Genomic DNA, 20,161 nt, shown 5'->3' on the forward strand with positions numbered 1-20,161 from the left:
TAGTTGGAAGTAGGAAGTAGACGGTAGGAAGTGGGCGTTAAGCCAATCCCAATCGCAGTTTCAGCACGAGGAAGAACGCTTCGGAGATGATTCCGCCGCTCATCTTGGAAGTGCCGCGAGTGCGGTCCGTAAAGATGATGGGGATTTCTTTCACGCGGAGGCCCTTCTTCCAAATCTTGAACGTCGTCTCGATCTGGAAGCAGTAACCGTCGCTCTTCATCTTGTCGAGGTTAAGCGCCTGCAACGCTTCACGGCGGAAGCACTTGAAACCGCCCGTCGCATCGCTGATCGGGAGGCCCGTCACAAGTCGCGTATAGACATTCGCGCCATAGCTCAAAATCAGGCGGCGCAAATCCCAGTTCACCACGCTGATGCGGTGATCCTGATAACGGCTACCTAGCACAAGGTCGGCATCTTCGGCAGTTTCCAGGAATCGGTTCAGATCCGTCGGGCTATGGCTAAAGTCGGCGTCCATTTCGAAAACGCGCTCGTAATCGCGTTCAAGCGCCCACTTGAAACCCATCACATAGGCAGAGCCAAGACCCATCTTACCCTTGCGGCGGATCAAGTGGATTCTGGGATTCTTGTCGGCTTCGGCCTGGACGAGGTCGCCAGTACCATCCGGAGAACCATCATCCACCACCAAGATTTCTAAGCAATCATTCTGTTCCAAAATGGCCGACATAATGAGGAGAATATTCTCCTTTTCATTGTAGGTCGGAACAATAACCAAACTCTTAGGGAACGCCATAAAATACCTCTCTAAACACAAATCTACACAAATTACAATTCGCCAATGGTATCAGAAACGGGATAAGAGCGTTTTTTGTTGCCATTCATCATCTCGCCAAGAAGTCCAAGCGAAAAGAACTGAACACTCATGACAAGCGAGAAGGCGCCTGCCAACAGAAGCGGACGCACATGCATCGCCCCGGTCTCACACCATTCATAGCCAAAATAACCGCAAGTGCCAAGACCGAAAAGCATCAAAATAAGCCCAATCAGCCCAAAGAAATGGAGCGGTTTCGAAGAGAAGCTACGCATGAACATGAGGGATACCAAGTCCAAAAAGCCACTCACCAGGCGGGAAACGCCGTACTTCGAGACGCCATGGACGCGGGCGCGGTGCGCCACCGGCATTTCCGTAATGCGAAAGCCCTGCCACTTGGCCATCACCGGGATAAAGCGGTGGTAGTCGCCGTAAAGCTGGATAAAGCGGACAACGGAGCTGCGGTAAGCCTTGATGCCGCAGTTGAAATCGTGCAGGCGCTTGCCACAGACCATCGACACGGTCAAGTTGAAAAGCTTGGAAGGCATCGTCTTGTGCCAAGGGTCAAGACGGCGAATCTTCCAGCCAGAGACAAGGTCGTAACCGCTTTCGAGGATCTTGATCATCTTCGGGATTTCGAGCGGGTCATCCTGCAAGTCGCCATCAAGCGTAGCGACATACTTGCCACGAGCCTTGGAAAAACCAAGGGCAAGTGCGGCGGCCTTGCCGCAGTTGAACTGGAAACGGAACGCACTCATCGAAGATCCAGGTTTTACACCATATTCCTTGGCGAGACCTTCGACAACTTCCCATGTATTATCGCGGCTACCATCATCAATGATGATCACCTCGAATTCCATACCGGTCGGTTCGATTGCAGCCCAAATTTCCTTCATCAACTCAGGAAGATTTTCACTTTCTTCCTTAACAGGGATAACCAAGCTCAAATCCATGACAATACCTCAAGAACTAATTTGCAGCATCGGCAGCCGGTGCCGGTTCTTCATCAACCTTAAGCGATTCGTCCGTAATAGATTCGATCTGCTGGAGGCTCATCGTAAGGCGGCTCTTACCCGGAGCATCGTAAGCCGGAATGTTTTCGAGACCGCGCTTCACAACATCGATAGCCTTAGCCTTCATGCCCGCAGAAGCATAGACATAGGAAGCAGCCCAGTAGTTGCGCCATTCTCTCGGGAACTGATAAATGCCCAGTTCAAGGTACTTGGCGGCATCGTTGGCAATACGTTCGACTTCAGCCTTGTCTGCCTTGGTGAACGGCTTCTTCGTGATGAGGGCCGAAATCTTTTCACGGGCGTCAAACGAGATCTGCAAATAGAGCGAGACGTAGCTGCTGAGCAAACGTTCCGTTTCGGAATTGATGTACGCAGAGCCATCGCCAAGACCGCGGAACTTATACACGCTATCAATGAGAGCGGCGGTCTTCTGAGCATCAAATGCATTCTGCTTCGGCGTGAGGTCACCCTTTACAAAATTGTAGACCATGCCTTCCTGGACCATGTACTTTTCAAGACCCATGAAGTTCGAAGTTCCGACAGTCGTCGAAATTTCAATCGGCTTGTCCATATTCTGGAGAGCAAGATCAATCACGAGCTTGTACTGCGTGAGCATCATGCTAGAACGGTTTCTCTTCGCCCAATCCAGGAATGCGTCCCAGACCTGGTAGTTCACCTTGAACTGGAGAAGCTTGGCAGAATCAGCCTGGGAGAGATTTCCGGCAGCTTCCATCTGGTCGATGCGTTCCTTGAGCTTCGGCTTCAGGGATTCCGCACGGCGCACCCAAGTCGAAACAAGGTGGTTCGGGTTGTTGGCACTGCTATTGTCAAGGACCAAGTCGTTATCGATGGTTTCCTTGGTATAGGAAAGCTTGAGAATCGGTTCATTCACGAGCATCTGCTTGATGTACCAGTCCGTATTGCCCAAGGAGAGGTTCACCACGCGGACGTCCTTACGAATACCAGCGACTTCCTGAGCAAACCACAGCGGGAACGTGTCGTTATCGCCATTCGTGAAAAGAATTGCATTCGGGCGGCAGCTGTTGAGGAGGTTGTAGGCATAATCCCAGGGAACCCAGAGGCCGGAACGGTCATGTTCCTTGTAGTTCGAAATGCTCGGAACAAGAAGCGAAACAAGTACAAGAGCGGCAGCAATCGGAGAAGCGAAGGCGGCCGTTCCTGCGGCCGTCGCGGCAAGCAGCACGAGAATACCAGCGCCAATACCATAAATCATGCTCATGAAGATAAATGCCGGCGTGTAGAAGTAGTCACGTTCACGGACTTCCATGTGGACCGCTTCCGGGAACGGAGCGCGCTGTCCAAAACGGGCGAAGCTTTCTTCAATCTTCTGCCAGTTTCTCCAGGCAGACGTATTTTCGGCATCGCTAATCTTCTTTTCGAATTCAGCAATTCGGGATGCCGGAGCGTTACGCATGCGAAGACGTTCAATCGCAAGCTTGGAATAATCAATCGTCTGGCGGAGGTCGATGAGTTCGTTCGGATCCGGAAGAGAGGTAATGCCAGCACCGGCATTGTTCAAATCCGCCACGTTGCGAGTCATGGCGCTAACCCAATAGTCACGGTCGCGCTGTTCCATGCGAGTGCCATCGGCAAAGTTGATATAGAACAGGAGGCCAAGCGAGCAAAGGGCGTAAAGCGTCGAGACAAAGATTCCGAGATGCTTGTTACGCTTATAGACATAAACGCAGGTAGCAACAATAAGACCGTTAAACAGCAAGAAGAAGAAAAGCTGCATAAAGGTGTTGTCGCCCATAAACGACATCTGCGTCGGGAACTTGAAGCCCAAACGCTCGACCGGTTCATTTTCGGAAGCGTCAAACGTGTAGACACCGTTGGCGTAGTTCACCCCACCGACCTTTGTCGGCAAGTACTGGGCCATCTGGTAACCACCATAGCTCATGCTCGGGAAGGAGAGCACCTGGTGGGCAATGCGGGAACGGCGATAGAAAGCACGGGAAATCATGCTTTCGGAACCGTACTGCTTACGTTCGATAAATGCGTTGAAGGCATCCCAGTTCTTGGCTTCGAAAAGGTTTCCGAGCTGGAGGTTGCCCTGTTCGTCACGGATGTTGAGTTCCGGATCGTTTTCATCAATCGTCGGGTTGAGTTCAGAACGGATCGGGATGTAAAGGTGGGTGCTATAGCCGACCAAAGCAAAGAACGCAAAAGCGAAAGAAAGAAGGAAGCTACGCTTAAAACCAGCTTCACAACGCCTGAATACGCCCTGGCTAATGCCAGCATAACCCAAACCAGCAACAATCAAAGTACCAATGATCGTAATAGGCCAGCTATCCGTAATCATCAACAAGGCGGCAGCGACAAGAATCGACAAACCGGCCACAGCCGTCTGCTGGAACGGGAACCTTTTGCTGAACAGAAGGACAAGCCCCAGAACAAGAACACAAATCAGGGAAATTTCAATAAAGCTAGACACCATGTAGATGACGGAGCAGAGGAGCGTACCCGTAATCCAGATGGGAATGCGTTCGACAATCTTTTTCGGCTGAGCGACAAGGAGGAGCACAAACACGGCCGGGACGGTAAGCATCGTATAGAGGTGTGCGCCCACTCCGAGGAATGCGATATAGCAAATGAAGATGAGAAGCTTATCGCTGCCCGATTCTTCGCGCTTGTTGTACCACACGAGACCAAAGTAAGAGACGAGCATCAAAATGAGCATCGCAACGCCATAGACTTCGGCTTCGACCGCGTTGAACCAGAACGTATCGGAGAACGTGAGGAGGAATCCGGCCACGAGAGCGGCAGTGCCAAGTACAAACGTGCGCATCTTTTCAGAAATCTTTTCGGCCAAGGCGTCCGTCTTGAGGACCGTTGCCAAAAGTTCCCAGGCAAAGAGAGCCGTCACATAGACCGTCGCGGCAGAACTCACCACGGAGATGTAGTTCACGCGCTTTGCGATTTCACCCACGAACGGCAAAAGAAGAATGACCGCACGGGCAAAGAACACGAAGAACGGCGTTCCAGGAGGATGCGGAATACCAAGCGTGTTAGCGCAAGCGACGAATTCACCACAGTCCCAGAAAGAGACCGTCGGGGCCATCGTCATCATGTAAACGACCAAAGCAATAAAGCCAGCGATACCGGCAAAGATGTGCTTATGCCACTTCTCGTTAATCTTCATAAAAATTAAGCATCCTTCTTAGTATTGTTTGCAACCATGCCACGCTTCTGCAAGAATCCGGCGAGGAGTCCGTTCACGAACGTGCCCGAAGAATCCGTACTGAACTTGGCAGCAACCTGAACAGCTTCAGAGATGACCACCTTCATCGGGATTTCAGGAACATACAAAAGTTCAACCATCGCGATGCGCAGCACAATCCTATCGAGAGTCGCCATGCGCTCAATTCCCCAATGAGCGGAGCAGGCTTCGATTTCAGAATCGAGTTCGGCCTTGTGAGCAAGGACCAAGTCGACAAGCTTCATGCCGTACTTTTTCATGTTGTCCTGGAGCGGCTGGGCTTCCAAAACGCCCGGGAGTGCATCAGCGACCGTGCCGCCAGAAATTTCCATTGCGTAAAGCAACTGCATCGCAAAGACGCGAGCAGGTCTAAAACTTACTTGTGCCATAATTATTTCCCAATCTGCTTGTAAAGATTTACCATTTCAACGGCAGTTCTTGCCCAATTGCAGCCGAGGTTTCCGGCCTTGAGGCCAGCGCGGTTCATCGCCTGGTCAACCGTGTCGGTCGTTAAGATTCCGAGAATCACCGGAACCTTGCCTTCGGCAGCGAGCGATGCGATTCCGCCCGTAGAATTGTTCACGACTACGTCGTAGTGCCCCGTTTCGCCACGGATAACGGCACCGAGAGCCATCACTGCATCGTACTTGCCAGAATCCACAAATCTGCGGCAGAGGCCCGGCAGTTCAAAAGCACCCGGCACATGAGCCACAGCGATATCATCGCTATCGACACCGAGCGTTTCGAGTTCGCGGACAGCGCCTTCGAGAAGCTTGTCAGTCACCACTTCGTTGAAGCGGGCGACTGCAATCGCGACCTTCATACCAGAACCATTGAGGGAATTTTTGAATTCTTTCATCTTATTTTCCTTCATCTAAAACTTCAGCTGCGCCATGATCCGCATTGTCGAGATGGAGTTCGTGGCCCATCTTTTCTTTCTTGGTGCGCAGATAAAAACGGTTGATTTCATTGGGTTTGATTTCGATCGGCACGCGTTCCACGATCTTGAGACCGTAAGCGGAAATGCCAGAAATCTTGCTCGGGTTGTTCGTGAGGAGTCGCATTTCCTTCACGCCGAGGTCCGCCAAAATCTGAGCGCCCGTACCGTACTGGCGCAAGTCGGACTTGAACCCAAGGTGGAGGTTCGCCTCGACCGTGTCGAGACCCTTTTCTTGGAGTTCGTAAGCGCGGAGCTTGTTGCAAAGACCGATGCCACGGCCTTCCTGACCGCGCATGTAGAGGAACACGCCGCCATGTTCGCCAATGAACTTCATGGCTGCGGCAAGCTGGTCTCCGCAATCGCAACGGAGGCTACCAAAGATATCGCCCGTGAGGCATTCGCTGTGGACGCGCACATAGACAGGCTTGCTGAAGTCCGGATTACCGGCAACCCAGGCCACATGTTCGACGCCATCGGTCTTGCTGCGGTAGGCATAAGCCGTGAAATCGCCGTACTTGGTCGAAACGTGCGGAGCGGCCACGCGCTGCACAAGCTTTTCCGTTTTCAGGCGGTAGTCAATCAAGTCGCGGATGGAGATAATCTTGAGGTCGAACTTCTTGGCGACTTCCTGGAGCTGCGGCATACGGGCCATCGTGCCGTCTTCGTTCATGATTTCGATGAGAGCGGCAGCCGGGCGGAGACCGGCGAGCTTGGCGAGGTCCACAGCAGCTTCGGTGTGGCCAGCACGGCGCAGAACGCCTTCTTCCTGGGCGTAAAGCGGAGAAATGTGCCCCGGACGGCCAAAGTCCGAGGGCTTGGAATTCGGATCGGCGAGAGCCTGGATCGTTGCGGCACGGTCATGGGCAGAAACACCCGTGGTGCAGCCTTCGAGCTTATCGACCATGACGGTGAACGGAGTGCCGAGCATGGAAGTGTTTTCGGCAGTCTGACGCGTGAGATTCAATTCGCGGCAGCGAGAAATCGGAAGCGGGCAGCAAAGCACGCCACGCCCCTCGTGGAGCATGAAGTTCACCTTTTCGGGAGTAATCTTTTCGGCGGCGATAATGAAATCGCCCTCATTTTCACGGTCTTCGTCATCAACCACGACCAAGAACTTACCGTTCTTGAAATCTTCAATGGCCTCTTCAATCGTATTAAGCAAGGTCACGTTCCTTTAGATAGTTTTCAATATATTTGCCGAGCATATCGACTTCCACATTCACCACGGTGCCAGGCACCCAGTTCCTGAGATTCGTGCGGGCTAAGGTCTCGGGGATAATGCAGACGCGGATGTAATCCTCCCCTTTTTCGGCCACCGTAAGGCTAATGCCGTTCAAGGTGATAGATCCACGACGGATGACATAGCGGCGCAAGTCTTTAGGCAAAGCCAAATCGACCTCGACACCCGTTTCACGCGGAGTAACGCGCAAAACTTCGGTGGTGCAATCGACATGCCCCATCACAAAGTGACCGCCCATAAAGCTATCGGCACGGCAAGGATACTCGAGATTCACGAGATCCCCGACTTTTGCCTGCTGAAAAGACGTATTCACGACAGTCTGGTGCATGAGACAGAACGTTGCTTCGTCATCGGTACAGTTTTCAACGGAGAGGCATACGCCGTTATTGGCAATGCTGTCGCCCAGTTTGCTGTTTTTGAAAAATCCCGGCGACTTCATGCGCATGGTAAGCGCATCTCCCCTGTTTTCGAGGGAAATGATTTCGCCGGTTGCTTGAATTATACCCGTAAACATACGCGGCAAATTTAGCAATTTAGACGAGAGACGAGAGACGAAAGACGAAAGAGGAGAAGCGTTTAAGGCATCAAAAGTGGTCTTTGGCAGTATTCGTAAGTCTGTAACGCCAAGCTCTAAGCGTCAAAAGAGAACAGCACAACAATCGTTCACTAAGTGCGAACCATTAGCTATTCTTTTCCTTCTAAACAATCATGATTCGTTTTTGCTGAAGATATAATTTTTTCACACGTAAAGGGTTCTACAAAATCCGGGTAACATGAAAATTCAACAACATAGGGATAATAATATTTGTTGTTTAATCGTCGTTTGGCTTGCAGTACGACAATTTGTCTTTTTAAGATTCTCCCATGAGGGCCATCTGAAATAGTATCAGTTTTCGTATCAAGAGTAAAATCTTTTGTTAAAGAATCTACATCAAAATCGTGACTATGTCCTGATTTTGATCGCAAAGCAAAATCAAAAAACATAAACACCGTATCTTTAGGATTTTTTACAGCATAATAAAGGTCACCCATTTCCCAATGAGTCAGGAATTCCGCATGAAAAGATTCCGGCAATTCTATGGTCATGCAATCGGCCACAAAAAGATTGTTTTCGGCATGGTGTCTTTTCTTTAATTTATTTATAAGTTTTTCTATAGGAAGACGACTATCCGGAGTATCTAATTCCAACTCAAATAAATCGATTTTTTTATTCCTATAGTTATCATCCTCTTTCGTGCACGATATCAAACAAACAAAACAAAATACAATAACTAACCATTTTTTCATTATTTAACCTCTCTAATGTCATTCGCCTTATAACACTGTTCCATAAACAAACATCGTGCATCCATGATGGATCTTAAAATTAGCTTATCTTATAATCATCAATAATACTTCAATCCTTTTTTTTAATTTTCAAAAAAACATACGCACTTACGCCACTTAAAACTAAAATTCCCGGCAAATAAAGTTGTATATCTTCTAAAGGAATCGGAGCACTAGGAGTATTCCCTATACCAAAATGATTACAAAAAATATAGAGTCCCGACAAGAAAAAGGTTAGAAACAGCCAAATAAAAAAATTTCTCATCAATTTACTGCGGATAATACACCGTCAAGACATCGGGGCCGATGACGGCGGATTCTTTGGCGACGATGTTGGCCGGCAATTCGGGATATTCGAGGCCAGCCTTGACGGCGCCAGACTCGATGAGATTTTCGAGGGCGATATCAACGGAAGAATCAGTGGAACGCCAAAGATCGAGGCGGTTCCATAAAGGCTGCGTATTTTGCGTTTGCGAGAGATTGCGAGATTCGTCTTTAAAAAGTTCGCGAGCGAGAGCTGCGCCGGGTTCCACCATCAAGCGGTGCATTCCACGAGCAGACAAGTCATCAACCATCGCGCACCAATTTTCAGCAAACGAATCGTGAAGTAACACAACGCAATCGGCAACATTCACCAAATTCGGTTGCGCCACGCACGAAAACACGATTGGCGTTACATCGCCAGCACTGAAGATTTTCAAACGCGAAATTTCATCGGCGCTAAATTCGTGATGCCCCGCCCAGACGATTTTCACAGGATTGTTGCCTGCGGCATAACGCACGTCAAGTCCCGGATTATCAGCAAGGAGCGTGCCCGCACCAACAAGAACAGCATCACTCATCGCACGGAGTTCATGATTCCAACAGTTTGCGCCTTGCTTTGTAATTGCTAGCGGCAAATGGTTCCCCGCCTTATCCACGCAGCCCATAAAGCCATCCTGAGAAACAGCAGACTTGACTTCGACAAAGGTGCGTTTGGTGCGTACAAAATAATCATACGCTTCAAAATAGCGTTCCACTTCGGCAAAGACGGCTCGGCCTTCAGCTTCACGAGCTGCCCTGTCTTGAGGTGAAAGACTCGTAAATTCAAAAACGCGGCATTCCGTACAAGATTCACCGTTCGAGCATTCCTCGACGCAAGCGAGAATGCAAGCATCCACGCCCTCGTGCACTTCAATTCCCGCATCCTCAAGAATCTTGCGAGATTTCCCATGCACAAGAGGATTCGGGTCGGAATGTGCGAAATAGACTTTCTGGATTCCTGCCTCGATAATCGCCTTGGTGCAAGGCGGCGTTCGACCGTAATGGCAACACGGTTCCAGTGTCACAAAAATAGAGGCTCCGCGAGCGAGTTCCCCCGCATCGCGTAACGCCATGACTTCGGCATGAGCACTCCCAGGGCGCTGAGTGCGCCCCTTCCCCACGACAATTCCATCTTTGACGACAACGGCACCGACCGCCGGATTCGGGCGGCTCTCGCCTATCGCAAAGAACGCTTGCTCTAAGGCAAACTGCATGTAGTTTGTGATTTCTGGGGGCATTACAAAGCCATTTAAATTTCACTGGATCCTGCTCCTTCGAACCTAAGAATTGTAAGGTAATAAATTACCAACAATTCTATATCAACCCTTACGGGTTTCAGGATGACGAGTCTGGATGACAGGGTTTCAGGATGACGTTAACGTTTAGTTCTGCGGCGGGAGAGCGAGGATGCCACCTTCGACGTTGAACACTCGGGTATAGCCGTTTTCAACGAGGAACTTGGATGCGGCCATGCTGCGCTTGCCACTGCGGCAGTAAATCAGCAAGTCCTTATCCTTCGGGAATTCGCTCAAGCGCTGCGGCATTTCCTGAAGCGGGATGTTAATTGCAGTTGCTGCAGCCATGCCCTTAGCCACTTCAGCCGGGGTGCGCACGTCAATGAGGACGGCACCAGCCTTGTGCATATCCAAAGCCTTCTGCCAATCAATCGTCGTAATCGTCGCTACTTTCTGTTCAACAACAGCAGCCGGTTGTACAGCTTCAACTTTCTTTACAGCAGCCTGCGCTTTCTGTTCTTCAGAAGATTCGCAAGCCGTAGCAAGCAACATAGCACAAAAAGAAATCGCCAATAATTTATTCATTTACGTACTCCTTGAAATTTCAAAATAAAAGATAACTGTTTTTTAAAACATCATATAAAATAGACACTGGATTCTTCACCCCTTTGGGGTTCTGAATGACGTAAAGCCTTCAAAAATTAATCTTTCTTCACATGAGCGTCAATAAAGCTAAATGCATCTTGGTATGCCTTGTCGCGAACGTCCTTACGCGAGAGGAACAAATCATGAAGGCCGCCAGGAATCGTCGTCGTCGTTACGGAATCTCCAAGATACGGCGCCCACTCTTCAATATGATCCACATCCAGGACCCCATCGCAATGCAAATAATCATCCGTCCATTCTTCACCTTTTGCGCTACAGTCTCCATGCATAACCAGCACCGGAGACTTGATATTCAACCTAGAGTGGACTCGGCCTTGACCGTTCATAACCGCGCGGAGCCAGCCGAAATACATATCTGGACGGGAGGAACTTTTCAAGGTTTCATTGAACTCCCATTCGCCCTTTTCACTTTTCAAAAGTGAATAGGCATAATTCGGATCGCCCGTGGAACCTACACAGAAATCAGGCCAGAAAAGTCCCATTTCAGAAACAAGCGGAAGCCCTATTTTTCGCAAGAACCAATTATAGTTCATATCAAAAAAGGGGCTGTTCAACACAAGGGCCGCAAAGCGCTGTTCGCTACGATCATTCGCATAAAGTGCCGATATCAAGCCTCCCAGAGAATGACCAATAATCACAAAAGGAACATGTTCCGCCTCTTCGTAGTCATCTACAGCAATTTTCTTGCTGAGTTCAACAGCAACATCAAGTTCTGCATAAAATTCCTTGATGTTACGCATGTCACTACGGGGTTCATCAGACACAAACGAGCGACCGCAATAATGCAAATCAATCGCAAAGAACGCAAAGCCTGCGGAATCCGCTTTTTCGGCCAGTTCCTTCTGGAAAAAATAATCATTGTACCCATGCACATAAAGGACTATACCACGCAAGCTCACGTTATTCTGCGAATCCGCACGAGGAGAACTCCCAAACGGGTATTCTATAAGCGTCGAGTGAAAAACAGCATGGCTATCAGGACTCGTCTCTATCGGATAGACCTTAAAAGGTTCACCAAGTTCCATGTCAGTCTGCACCTGGGACATCGATTTTTCAATCACATCAGGATGCACATCGATAATAGAAGTGCTATCTAACTTCACTTCCTGCATAGCTTCGGCGTTCGCAAAATACACATAAACCGCCCATGCGATAAAGAAAAGCACCAGCGGAATAATCATGACGATTATTTTAACCTTTTTCATGCGCTACATAATACAAAAAATTAAAAGCTCTCAGTATTTACGATAAGATTTGCATCACGTCTTTTGCAACCTGAGCCGGATTCAAGTGATTTTTTTCACAGAGATCCGCAAAAATAACCTTGTCGTAGAACTCCTTGGAAAGCCCGCGCACAAGCACTTTCGCACCTGTATCGCCAAGAGCTGCCGCCACCTTCTGGCCAAAACCGCCCTCGACCACGCCATTTTCGAGCGTGACAAACACATCGTGAGTCTTTGCAAGTTCCAAAAGCAAGTCCTTATCCACACCGCTTGCATAACGCGGATTCACAAGCGTCGCATCAATACCTTCACGACGCAGTTCAAGCGCCACAGCTGCGGCACGCTGGTAAAAATCGCCAAGGCCGATCAGAGCCACGCGCTCGCCACGATGCACGACCTTGAACTTGTTGAGGTTAGAATAATCCTTTTCAAAAATGTCGCTGCGGTGGTGCACGGCGTTCGGTATGCGAATCGCCACCGGATGTTCCGTCTGATCAATCGCCCAGTCCGCCATCGTCTTGAATTCCTCAACGCACGTCGGGCACAGATAAACTAGATTCGGAATATTCGAAAGCATCGGGATATCAAAGATGCAGAGGTGCGTCGTATCGTTCATGCCATCGGCACCAGACATCGTCACAAGAATCGTTGCTGGATTGTTATTTGCACACAGATCCTGCGAAAGCTGGTCGTAGGTGCGCTGAATGAACGTGCCATGAGTGCTATAAATCGGCTTAGCGCCACCCTTTGCAAGCCCGGATGCAAGCGCAACCGCATGTTCTTCGGCAATGCCCACGTCGATGTATTGCTTACCCGCCTCCTTACGGCGAGCCGCATGGAATCCAATTCCCGCCGGAACAGCCGAATGAATCACGACAACCTTCGGGTCACTCTTGATTTTTGCCATGAGGTAGAGCCCGAGAATTTCACTGTAGCTTTCGCCACTGCCCCAGTTGATTTCGCCCGTTTCGATGTTGAACGGAGCCGCCCAATGCCAGCCTTCGCGGTTCTGTTCGGCATAGGAATAGCCACGGCCTTTTTGCGTATGCAGATGCACCACGACCGGGCGCGTCGAGCCTTTCACGGACTTGAAAATTTCAATGAGCGAAGCGATATCATTACCTTGTTCAAGATACTTGTAATCAAAGCCAAGCGACTTAAAGTAATTGTTTTCAGACTTGCCCGCAGTCGCGCGAAGTTCTGCCAGGGACTTGTAAAGCCCGCCGTGGTTTTCGGCAATGGACATTTCGTTATCGTTCACCACAACGATAAAATTCGTCGCATATTCGCCCGCATTATCAAGACCTTCAAACGCTTCGCCACCGCTCAAGGAACCATCGCCAATCACAGCAATCACATTGCCCAATTCACGCAGCACATCGCGAGCGGTCGCAAGGCCAAGCGCAAGGCTTACCGACGTAGAGGTATGCCCCACCATAAAAAAGTCGTGTTCGCTTTCGGTCGGTTCGCTATAGCCCGTCACATCGCCGTAATGCGATTCGTCCAAGAACGCTTGGGCACGGCCCGTGAGCATCTTGTGGCTGTAGCTCTGGTGACTCACGTCATAGACAATCTTGTCCTTTGGAGAATCGAAAACGTAGTGGAGCGCAATCGTCCCTTCGACAAAGCCGAGGTTCGGCGCCACGTGACCGCCACGCTTAGAAAGCTTTTTAAGGAGTGCTGTGCGCATTTCGGCGGCAAGCTGTTCGAGACTCTTGATGTCCAACGCTTTCACGTCGGCAGGGGACTTGATTTTTTCTAGGAGCATGAGACCTCATGATGCCCGTCAAGCGGGGATAATACATTGCGGTAGAAAAACTTTTAAAATAATATATACAAAAAACGCCCGCAAAAATTGAGATTTCCGCGGGATTTTGTTACATAAGTGTACAGAAGCTACAGCACGTAAAGCGCAAGAACAACAACGAGTGCAATAAACGGGAGCGCAAAAAGCGCAAGGAATCGCAAGCAATAAAGAGCGACTTTCGCATTCCAGAAGAAAAGGCGCCACCGTCCCTGCTTAGTCTTGCGGATTTCCGCCTGACAATCAGGGCAAATATTGCCGATTTTATTGCGATAACGAATGGCAAGGTTACTTTCCATCGGGGACATCCCCACCTTGTCATTAAATTCCTTTTTGCAAATTGAACATGTACTTAGCATGCTGCTAATATAACAATTTAGTTATTAGTCATTAGTCTTTAGTCAGTAGATTTAAGTTTGGCGCCAATGGCGCGGTTATAAAACCATTGACGATTAACCAATGACCAAAGTCTAAATACCCTTAAACAGCGTAGTTATTTCTAACGAGTCGCGATTTCCTTCAAAATTATGACCACCGGAATATCTATATCTCAATTTCCATGTAATCAAAGTGTCTTTTTCCAAAGGCGATTCAAGATTATTCCAAAGATAGAATGGCTTTTTGTTGTAAAGCGTTGGATAAGTCGTAAGCATTGATATTGGACGAAGAATATCTTGATAAATACAGATACGTGAAGAATCTACCGTCGTACATTTAGTATTATTCGATGCCCAGTCCGGCAACCCATCCACCGTAATGGTATATCCTGAGAACAAAGTATCTATTCCGAAGATTGGCTTTTGCGTATCGAGAGTGTCCAACGCTTTGCGGAATGTAGCCGTATCAAAAGCAGGCGCATTGATGGCAGGAACATAATCCGTCCATGCAGTTGGACCATAATTCAGGAATGTTGTGTCACGGGCAATCGTTCGTAATGTTGTATGGAAAGCATCATGGAAAACAGTATCACGCACACAGCGATACCCCGGTTCAGAGCACACAGTATTCACAACTATTACAGTTGAATCATAATGCATATCCGGCATACGAACAGTTGCGACCTGGGCTGAACTCGTTGCAATATCATCAGCTAGATTATACATGTAACAAATGCCAGCCTGCGAGCAATTAAACGTCTTTTCTACATCAGAAGAATCTAGATTGCAATAAATAGGCACGCTACCGCAAGGACCTGATGCCCCGCTTTTTTCTGCAGTGAGACTGACAAGCGTATCGTTTTTTTCCGTATAACGGTCAAAGTAAATAAAGCTGGTGTACTTTTCATTGCTTGTAATCAAAGTATCATCGTAAACGGTGTCCTTATAAATATCTACGACTCTACGGACAAAAATGGTGTCGCAAAAAGTACGCAACGAGTCCAACTGTTCTTGCTTTTTAGCGTCAAACCATCCAATCGTGCATTCGCCATCCGGAGTGTAACCGATCGGTTCTGGAGCAGATGTAGAAATATTGCACGACACAAACAGAGCCGCAACCGAAGAAAGCAAAAGAGTTTGAACTAAATTTTTCATGTAAATAAAATTACAAACACGGCCGTTAAAAAGTTCCGGAAAAATGAGGAAAAAACGTAGAAATTTGCGGGAATTGTCGCCCCAAAAGTACAAAATGTATTATATAGGACTTAGTTGTTTGTAATAGGTCACTAGTCAATAGTCATTAGTCAGTAGATTTTAGTTTGGCACCTACGGTGCGACTATTCTACTTTTTCACGGCAATAAGCACAACGGAGCCGAGGATTAAAATGATTCCAGCGACAAGGCGGGTGGTAAGAGTTTCACCGAAAACAGTTACGCCGATCGCTACAGCGGTCACGGGTTCCAAAGCGCCAAAAATCGCCGTCGGCGTAGAGCCGATGATTTTCACGGCCTTGACCATAAAAATAAGCGAGAGCACCGTCGGCACAAGGCCCAGCATAAAGCCCCAACCCCACGAACTTGCCTGCGTAAAAACCGGTGGAAACCCAGAGCCAAGCGTCACGGAATAAAGCAACAAAAAACATAGGCAAAAACAGATGGCGTAAAAAGTCATCTTCACGGAACCCATCTGGAGGTTCACGCGGTTCGCCATGACGATGTAAATGGCGTAAGTAAAAGACGAAATAAAGACCAACAGCCAGCCGATGGAACTTACAGAAAAGCCGCTATCGCCATTGTACAAAAGCGAGACGCCCACCATCGAAACTGCGATAGACGCTATCACGCTCTTTTTCATTTTTTCTTTGAAAAATAGCGACATGATGACCGCGACTTCAAGCGGATACAAGAAGAGGAGCGTTGAGGCAAGCCCCGCATCCATGTACTTGAACGAGGCGTAATACGTGAGCGAACTCACCGCAAACAGGAATCCGAATGCGACAAGCGCGCGGAACTCGCGAAAAGAAATCTTGAAATACGAGCCTTTCGCGAGAATCACAGCAAAAAGGAGAATTGCTGCCGTAAAAAAGCGGTAAAACAAGACCGTTTCGGGCGAGTAATTCTGAGCGTACAAATGCAACGCACCCAGCGGATTCGTGCCGTAGCAAATGGCGGACGCCGCCGCGAGAGCGAAACCTTTCAGAGAAGGCAGACGAGAGACGAAAGACGAGAGGAACATAAAACTTTACTGGATCCTTCGACTACGATGCTACGCATCTTCGCTCAGGATGACAAAAAAACGACAATAGAGCCGAGCGGTCTAGAAATCGTGAGCCACAAGCGGCACTGAGCAAACGTGCCGTGGTGGCGAGAGCGAGGCGAAGAAGGAATTTTTCCATCAGTGATAGAGCCGAGCGGTCTATATAGCAAACTTAGTTGCGTCGGCGAGCTGCACACTAGCGATGCGGGAAATACCCTTGATTTCCTGCGTCACGCCGTAGAGCATATCGGCTTCGGCCATGGTACGCTTGTTATGCGTCACGACGATGAACAAGGTCTGCTTACTGAATTCACGGAGGAGCGCCATAAAGCGACCGACGTTAGCGTCATCAAGCGGACCGTCAACTTCGTCCAGCACGCAGTACGGAGACGGCTTTTCCATGTAAATAGCGAACAAAAGCGCCGTTGCCGTAAGTGCGTGTTCACCACCGGAAAGCGCCTTGATACCGCGCATCTTCTTGCCAGTCGGGCGGACGTTGATTTCGATGTCGGCATCGAGAATGTCCATCGGCTTGCCCATTTCATCCACGCGTTCCACGAGGTTCATCTTCGTTTCGCCATTGAGGAACAGCTTGCTGAACACGAACTGGAAGTTCTTCTGGATGCGTGCAAACGTATCCAGGTAGCGCTGGCGGGCAATGTCGTCAAGCTTTGTGATGGTGCGGTCAAGCGATGCACGGGCGCGATCAAGGTCGTCGAACTGTTTTTCGACTTCTTCGAGACGCTTCTTTTCGTCTTCGTAATCTTCCATCACGTTGATGTTGATCGGGCCTAGCTCCTTAATCTTGCCGCGGAGTTCACGAATCTCGCGGTCGGCTTCTGGCTGCGTGTATTCCACACGTTCAACGTTCTCGGGATTGTCCAAATCGACAGTCCATTCATTCGTGATGCGTTCGCGGAGGCGGTCGAGATTGTTCTGGAGGGATTCCTGACGACGTCCGACGTCATTCAGTTCCTTCATCTTTTCAATCATGTCATCGCGGAGGCGGTTGACTTCGTCGCGCCATCCTTCAAGGTCGCCGCTCACGAGGTCATAGCGTTCACGAGCAAGGTCGCGGTTGCGTTCAAGTTCACGGAGCGCGTTATCTTTCACTTGCGCTTCGTCGGAGAGCTTGTTGCAATCCGTCTCAAACTTTTCAATAGAAACTGTATTCTTTTCGATTTCGTCACGGCGGTTGCGAATCGTATTGTCCAAAAATTCCATCTGGTCGGCAATGGCGACCACGCGGTTCTGGTTCTGCTTCAAGCGAGAAGTCTTGTCTTGCGCACTGCGTTCGAGTTCGCGGACATCTTCTTCTTTTTCGCGGAGCATCGTCTCGTTTTCACCCAGCTGGTCCGAAATCGTCTGGTAACGTTCTTCGACCTTTTCGACTTCGGCTTCGGCTTCGGCAAGTTCAGCATCGCTGTTCTTGGACTGCGCCGCCGCTTCAATTCTGTTCTGCGCATTCGTCACTTCGCCATTGAGCTGGTTCAAGCGACGGGTGCAGTTTTCAACCGTATTCCGGTGGATGCGGATAGAAGCATCGCCACCACGCAGAGAATCACGCTTTTCGCGAATTTCATCGACCAGGGACGAAAGCATTTGCGCGTCTTCTTCGGTGAGTTCTCGCAAGCGGTCCACATTCTCTTCGCCCGCCAAAATATCGCCTTGCACTTTTTCCAAAAGCGCTTCGGCATCTGCAATTTCGTTCTTGCGGGAGAGTGCCCCCGACGTCGAAACGCCAAACGACACAAGGCCGCTTGTACGCACAATCGTATCGGCGGTGACAAAATTCAAGTTTTCGCCACGGTATTCCTTCGCCAGATTCAGCGCAGTCTGCAAAGAATCTACAACAAAATAGCGAGAGAGGATTCCGGAGAGCCACGGAGAAACTTCATCATCCGTCTTGACAAAATCCTTGAGCGAACCGACAACGCCCGGATTGTTCACCGGCTTGTCGTAAGCAGGAGCCGCACTCGAGACAAGCGACATGAGCACCTTGCCCACGTTTTCGCTCTTGAGCGCATTTACAATTTCATTGACAGCATCGTCGCCATTCACGACAACAGAATCAAGGATTTCACCGAGAGCAGCTTCGACGCTCGATGCGTATTCCGGCGTAGCCTCGATGCGTTCCGAAACAAGACCGCCAATGAGGTGTGCCTTGTTTTCCTTGAGGTAACGGTTGGCGTCCGAGCCTTCGTTCATCACGCTCTGGAGCACGTCAATTCGAGACTGCAAGCGGGCTTCTTCGTTCTTCAAGCCCTGCAATTTCTGCTGCGCCTCGGAGAGTTCGGCACGTTCCGTTTCCAAACGTTCTTCACGCGTGGCGCGCTGTTCTTCGAGATTCTCGATTTCGCGATTCGTGTCTTCGATGCCCGCCTGGATTTCGGCGATGTTCGCTTCTGCATCGGACTTTTGCTTGTCGAGACCTTCAATTTCGGTCTGCCACTTCGCAATGTTCGACTGGAGCATGTTGACTTCGGCGTCCATACGTTCGAAGCGCCCGCGGAGGGAGTTCACGCGGTTTGTGGCCTGCAAGCGTTCGTTCGAAAGTTCACGCGACTGCGTACGCAAGTCATCGACCTTGTCGCGCATAACCTGGAGTGTTTCGCGCTCGCGTTCCAAAAGCGCATTCAGCTCGTCCATGTCGTTTTCGCTACCGAGAACGGCAATTTCTTCTTCGAGGCGAGCTTTTTCTTCGGAGAGTTCCTGCGACTTCTGTTCGCTACGTTCGATTTCGCCCTGAGCCTTTTCGTTCGAGGATTCAAGGGCCGCCATGGAATCGCGCAAACGCATAATGTTGTTGTTCAGGTCATTTAAGGCAATCGTTGCCGCCTGGACATTGCGTTCCAAATCGCGGTAGGTATTTTCGTCTTCGCTAATTGCAAGCTTCTTTTCTTCAATCTTAGCTTGCAATTCCGTCGCCTGCGTCTTGGAAGATTCCACTTCGTGGTTCATGCGCTTGGTCGTAGAATCAAGCGTAGCGAGACCTTCCTTATAGTCCTCAAACTTGTCCAAACTGACAGACAAATCGAGTTCGCGGAGGCGTGTATTTAATTTCTTGTAAGCATTGACCTTTTCGGCCTGAGTTTCATAGAGACGGACAGAACGGCGCACACTGCGCAAGTTGTCTTCGACACGTTCCATGTCCATCTGCACGCGTTCGAGCTGGCGGCGCGTTTCCTTGCGCTGCTGTTTGTACTTGCTCACGCCAGCGGCTTCTTCGAAAAGCACTCGGCGGTCGTCCGCCTTGTCCGAAAGCACCGCCTTGATCATGTCGGCGTTCATCTGCGAATACGTGCTGGAACCAAGGCCCGAGTCAAAGAGCAAAGCGTGAACGTCACGCAGACGGCATTCCTGGTTATTGATGAGGTATTCGCCCGAACCATCGCGGTGCACACGGCGGGTCACGATGACTTCGGAATAATCAGAAGCAAGAGTGCCATCGCTATTATCGATGACGATAGAAACTTCGGCAAGACTCATAGCGGCACGTTCTTCGGTACCGCTAAAGATAACGTCTTGCATCTTGCCCATACGCAAAGCGGCTGCCTTCTGTTCGCCAAGCACCCAGCGGATGGCGTCCGTAATATTGGACTTGCCACAGCCGTTCGGCCCAACGACAGCCGTAAGACCCTTCGTCGGGAAGTTAATTTCCGTCCTCTGCGCGAAGGATTTAAAACCAAAAATCTTTAACTTAGTTATCTGCACTGGAGCAAAATGTAGTAAAAAAGTAGGAAGTAGGCGGTTAGCAGAGCTTAGTTACTAAGTGCCTTCGGCACAGT

Annotated in this window: 16 protein-coding genes; all 16 read right to left on the reverse strand. The window is 49.6% G+C overall.

Annotated features, from left to right (window positions below):
- Positions 1 to 37 precede the first annotated feature (37 nt).
- Complete coding sequence (locus B7990_RS04740) at positions 38 to 751, reverse strand: polyprenol monophosphomannose synthase (RefSeq protein WP_088639850.1); 714 nt, start codon at positions 749 to 751, stop codon at positions 38 to 40.
- A 32-nt stretch (positions 752 to 783) separates the two neighbouring features.
- Positions 784 to 1,722, reverse strand: coding sequence for a glycosyltransferase family 2 protein (locus B7990_RS04745; RefSeq protein ID WP_088639851.1), 939 nt, complete (start codon positions 1,720 to 1,722; stop codon positions 784 to 786).
- Between the two features lie 16 nt (positions 1,723 to 1,738).
- Positions 1,739 to 4,945, reverse strand: a complete 3,207-nt coding sequence (locus B7990_RS04750) for a DUF2723 domain-containing protein (protein WP_088639852.1) — start codon at positions 4,943 to 4,945, stop codon at positions 1,739 to 1,741.
- A 5-nt stretch (positions 4,946 to 4,950) separates the two neighbouring features.
- A complete protein-coding gene (nusB, locus tag B7990_RS04755) occupies positions 4,951 to 5,391 on the reverse strand; it encodes a transcription antitermination factor NusB (RefSeq protein WP_014547329.1) in 441 nt (146 codons plus the stop codon).
- 2 nt (positions 5,392 to 5,393) lie between these two features.
- Entirely contained in the window at positions 5,394 to 5,861 is a 468-nt protein-coding gene (gene ribH / locus B7990_RS04760; protein ID WP_088639950.1) for a 6,7-dimethyl-8-ribityllumazine synthase, read from the reverse strand.
- 1 nt (position 5,862) lies between these two features.
- Positions 5,863 to 7,110 carry a bifunctional 3,4-dihydroxy-2-butanone-4-phosphate synthase/GTP cyclohydrolase II gene (locus B7990_RS04765; RefSeq protein WP_088639853.1) on the reverse strand — a complete coding sequence of 416 codons (1,248 nt, stop codon included), beginning with the start codon at positions 7,108 to 7,110 and terminating at the stop codon, positions 5,863 to 5,865.
- Positions 7,097 to 7,696 (reverse strand): riboflavin synthase, encoded by a 600-nt coding sequence (locus B7990_RS04770; protein WP_088639854.1) that lies wholly within the window; start codon positions 7,694 to 7,696, stop codon positions 7,097 to 7,099. Before B7990_RS04770 ends, B7990_RS04765 begins: the two co-directional genes overlap by 14 nt.
- Before the next feature lie 170 nt (positions 7,697 to 7,866).
- On the reverse strand, positions 7,867 to 8,469 hold the full coding sequence (locus B7990_RS04775) for a hypothetical protein (RefSeq protein ID WP_088639855.1): 603 nt from the start codon (positions 8,467 to 8,469) through the stop codon (positions 7,867 to 7,869).
- A gap of 308 nt (positions 8,470 to 8,777) precedes the next feature.
- Complete coding sequence (gene ribD, locus B7990_RS04780) at positions 8,778 to 10,049, reverse strand: bifunctional diaminohydroxyphosphoribosylaminopyrimidine deaminase/5-amino-6-(5-phosphoribosylamino)uracil reductase RibD (RefSeq protein WP_088639856.1); 1,272 nt, start codon at positions 10,047 to 10,049, stop codon at positions 8,778 to 8,780.
- 144 nt (positions 10,050 to 10,193) lie between these two features.
- Positions 10,194 to 10,631, reverse strand: a complete 438-nt coding sequence (locus B7990_RS15090; RefSeq protein WP_088639857.1) for a rhodanese-like domain-containing protein — start codon at positions 10,629 to 10,631, stop codon at positions 10,194 to 10,196.
- Positions 10,632 to 10,747: 116 nt separating this feature from the next.
- Entirely contained in the window at positions 10,748 to 11,917 is a 1,170-nt protein-coding gene (locus B7990_RS04790; RefSeq protein WP_088639858.1) for an alpha/beta hydrolase, read from the reverse strand.
- Between the two features lie 37 nt (positions 11,918 to 11,954).
- Complete coding sequence (locus B7990_RS04795) at positions 11,955 to 13,703, reverse strand: 1-deoxy-D-xylulose-5-phosphate synthase (RefSeq protein ID WP_088639859.1); 1,749 nt, start codon at positions 13,701 to 13,703, stop codon at positions 11,955 to 11,957.
- A gap of 128 nt (positions 13,704 to 13,831) precedes the next feature.
- The gene (locus tag B7990_RS04800; protein ID WP_074208581.1) at positions 13,832 to 14,038 is read right to left on the reverse strand and encodes a hypothetical protein; all 207 of its coding nucleotides are present in this window, start codon (positions 14,036 to 14,038) and stop codon (positions 13,832 to 13,834) included.
- A 171-nt stretch (positions 14,039 to 14,209) separates the two neighbouring features.
- Positions 14,210 to 15,271, reverse strand: coding sequence for a hypothetical protein (locus tag B7990_RS04805; RefSeq protein ID WP_088639951.1), 1,062 nt, complete (start codon positions 15,269 to 15,271; stop codon positions 14,210 to 14,212).
- Positions 15,272 to 15,458: 187 nt separating this feature from the next.
- Complete coding sequence (locus B7990_RS04810) at positions 15,459 to 16,352, reverse strand: DMT family transporter (protein ID WP_088639860.1); 894 nt, start codon at positions 16,350 to 16,352, stop codon at positions 15,459 to 15,461.
- A gap of 180 nt (positions 16,353 to 16,532) precedes the next feature.
- Positions 16,533 to 20,087 carry a chromosome segregation protein SMC gene (smc, locus tag B7990_RS04815; protein ID WP_088639861.1) on the reverse strand — a complete coding sequence of 1,185 codons (3,555 nt, stop codon included), beginning with the start codon at positions 20,085 to 20,087 and terminating at the stop codon, positions 16,533 to 16,535.
- Positions 20,088 to 20,161 lie beyond the last annotated feature (74 nt).

Origin of the sequence: Fibrobacter sp. UWB4 (assembly GCF_002210345.1) — a bacterium.
Taxonomy (GTDB): Bacteria; Fibrobacterota; Fibrobacteria; order Fibrobacterales; family Fibrobacteraceae; genus Fibrobacter.

Excerpts from the sequence above, each read along its gene's own strand:
- B7990_RS04805 (WP_088639951.1), bottom strand. The coding sequence starts at position 15,271 with ATGAAAAATTTAGTTCAAACTCTTTTGCTTTCTTCGGTTGCGGCTCTG.
- B7990_RS04745 (WP_088639851.1), bottom strand. The coding sequence starts at position 1,722 with ATGGATTTGAGCTTGGTTATCCCTGTTAAGGAAGAAAGTGAAAATCTT.
- B7990_RS04770 (WP_088639854.1), bottom strand. The coding sequence starts at position 7,696 with ATGTTTACGGGTATAATTCAAGCAACCGGCGAAATCATTTCCCTCGAA.
- B7990_RS04795 (WP_088639859.1), bottom strand. The coding sequence starts at position 13,703 with ATGCTCCTAGAAAAAATCAAGTCCCCTGCCGACGTGAAAGCGTTGGAC.
- B7990_RS04790 (WP_088639858.1), bottom strand. The coding sequence starts at position 11,917 with ATGAAAAAGGTTAAAATAATCGTCATGATTATTCCGCTGGTGCTTTTC.
- B7990_RS15090 (WP_088639857.1), bottom strand. The coding sequence starts at position 10,631 with ATGAATAAATTATTGGCGATTTCTTTTTGTGCTATGTTGCTTGCTACG.
- B7990_RS04750 (WP_088639852.1), bottom strand. The coding sequence starts at position 4,945 with ATGAAGATTAACGAGAAGTGGCATAAGCACATCTTTGCCGGTATCGCT.
- nusB (WP_014547329.1), bottom strand. The coding sequence starts at position 5,391 with ATGGCACAAGTAAGTTTTAGACCTGCTCGCGTCTTTGCGATGCAGTTG.
- B7990_RS04740 (WP_088639850.1), bottom strand. The coding sequence starts at position 751 with ATGGCGTTCCCTAAGAGTTTGGTTATTGTTCCGACCTACAATGAAAAG.
- ribD (WP_088639856.1), bottom strand. The coding sequence starts at position 10,049 with ATGCCCCCAGAAATCACAAACTACATGCAGTTTGCCTTAGAGCAAGCG.
- B7990_RS04810 (WP_088639860.1), bottom strand. The coding sequence starts at position 16,352 with ATGTTCCTCTCGTCTTTCGTCTCTCGTCTGCCTTCTCTGAAAGGTTTC.
- B7990_RS04800 (WP_074208581.1), bottom strand. The coding sequence starts at position 14,038 with ATGGAAAGTAACCTTGCCATTCGTTATCGCAATAAAATCGGCAATATT.
- ribH (WP_088639950.1), bottom strand. The coding sequence starts at position 5,861 with ATGAAAGAATTCAAAAATTCCCTCAATGGTTCTGGTATGAAGGTCGCG.
- B7990_RS04775 (WP_088639855.1), bottom strand. The coding sequence starts at position 8,469 with ATGAAAAAATGGTTAGTTATTGTATTTTGTTTTGTTTGTTTGATATCG.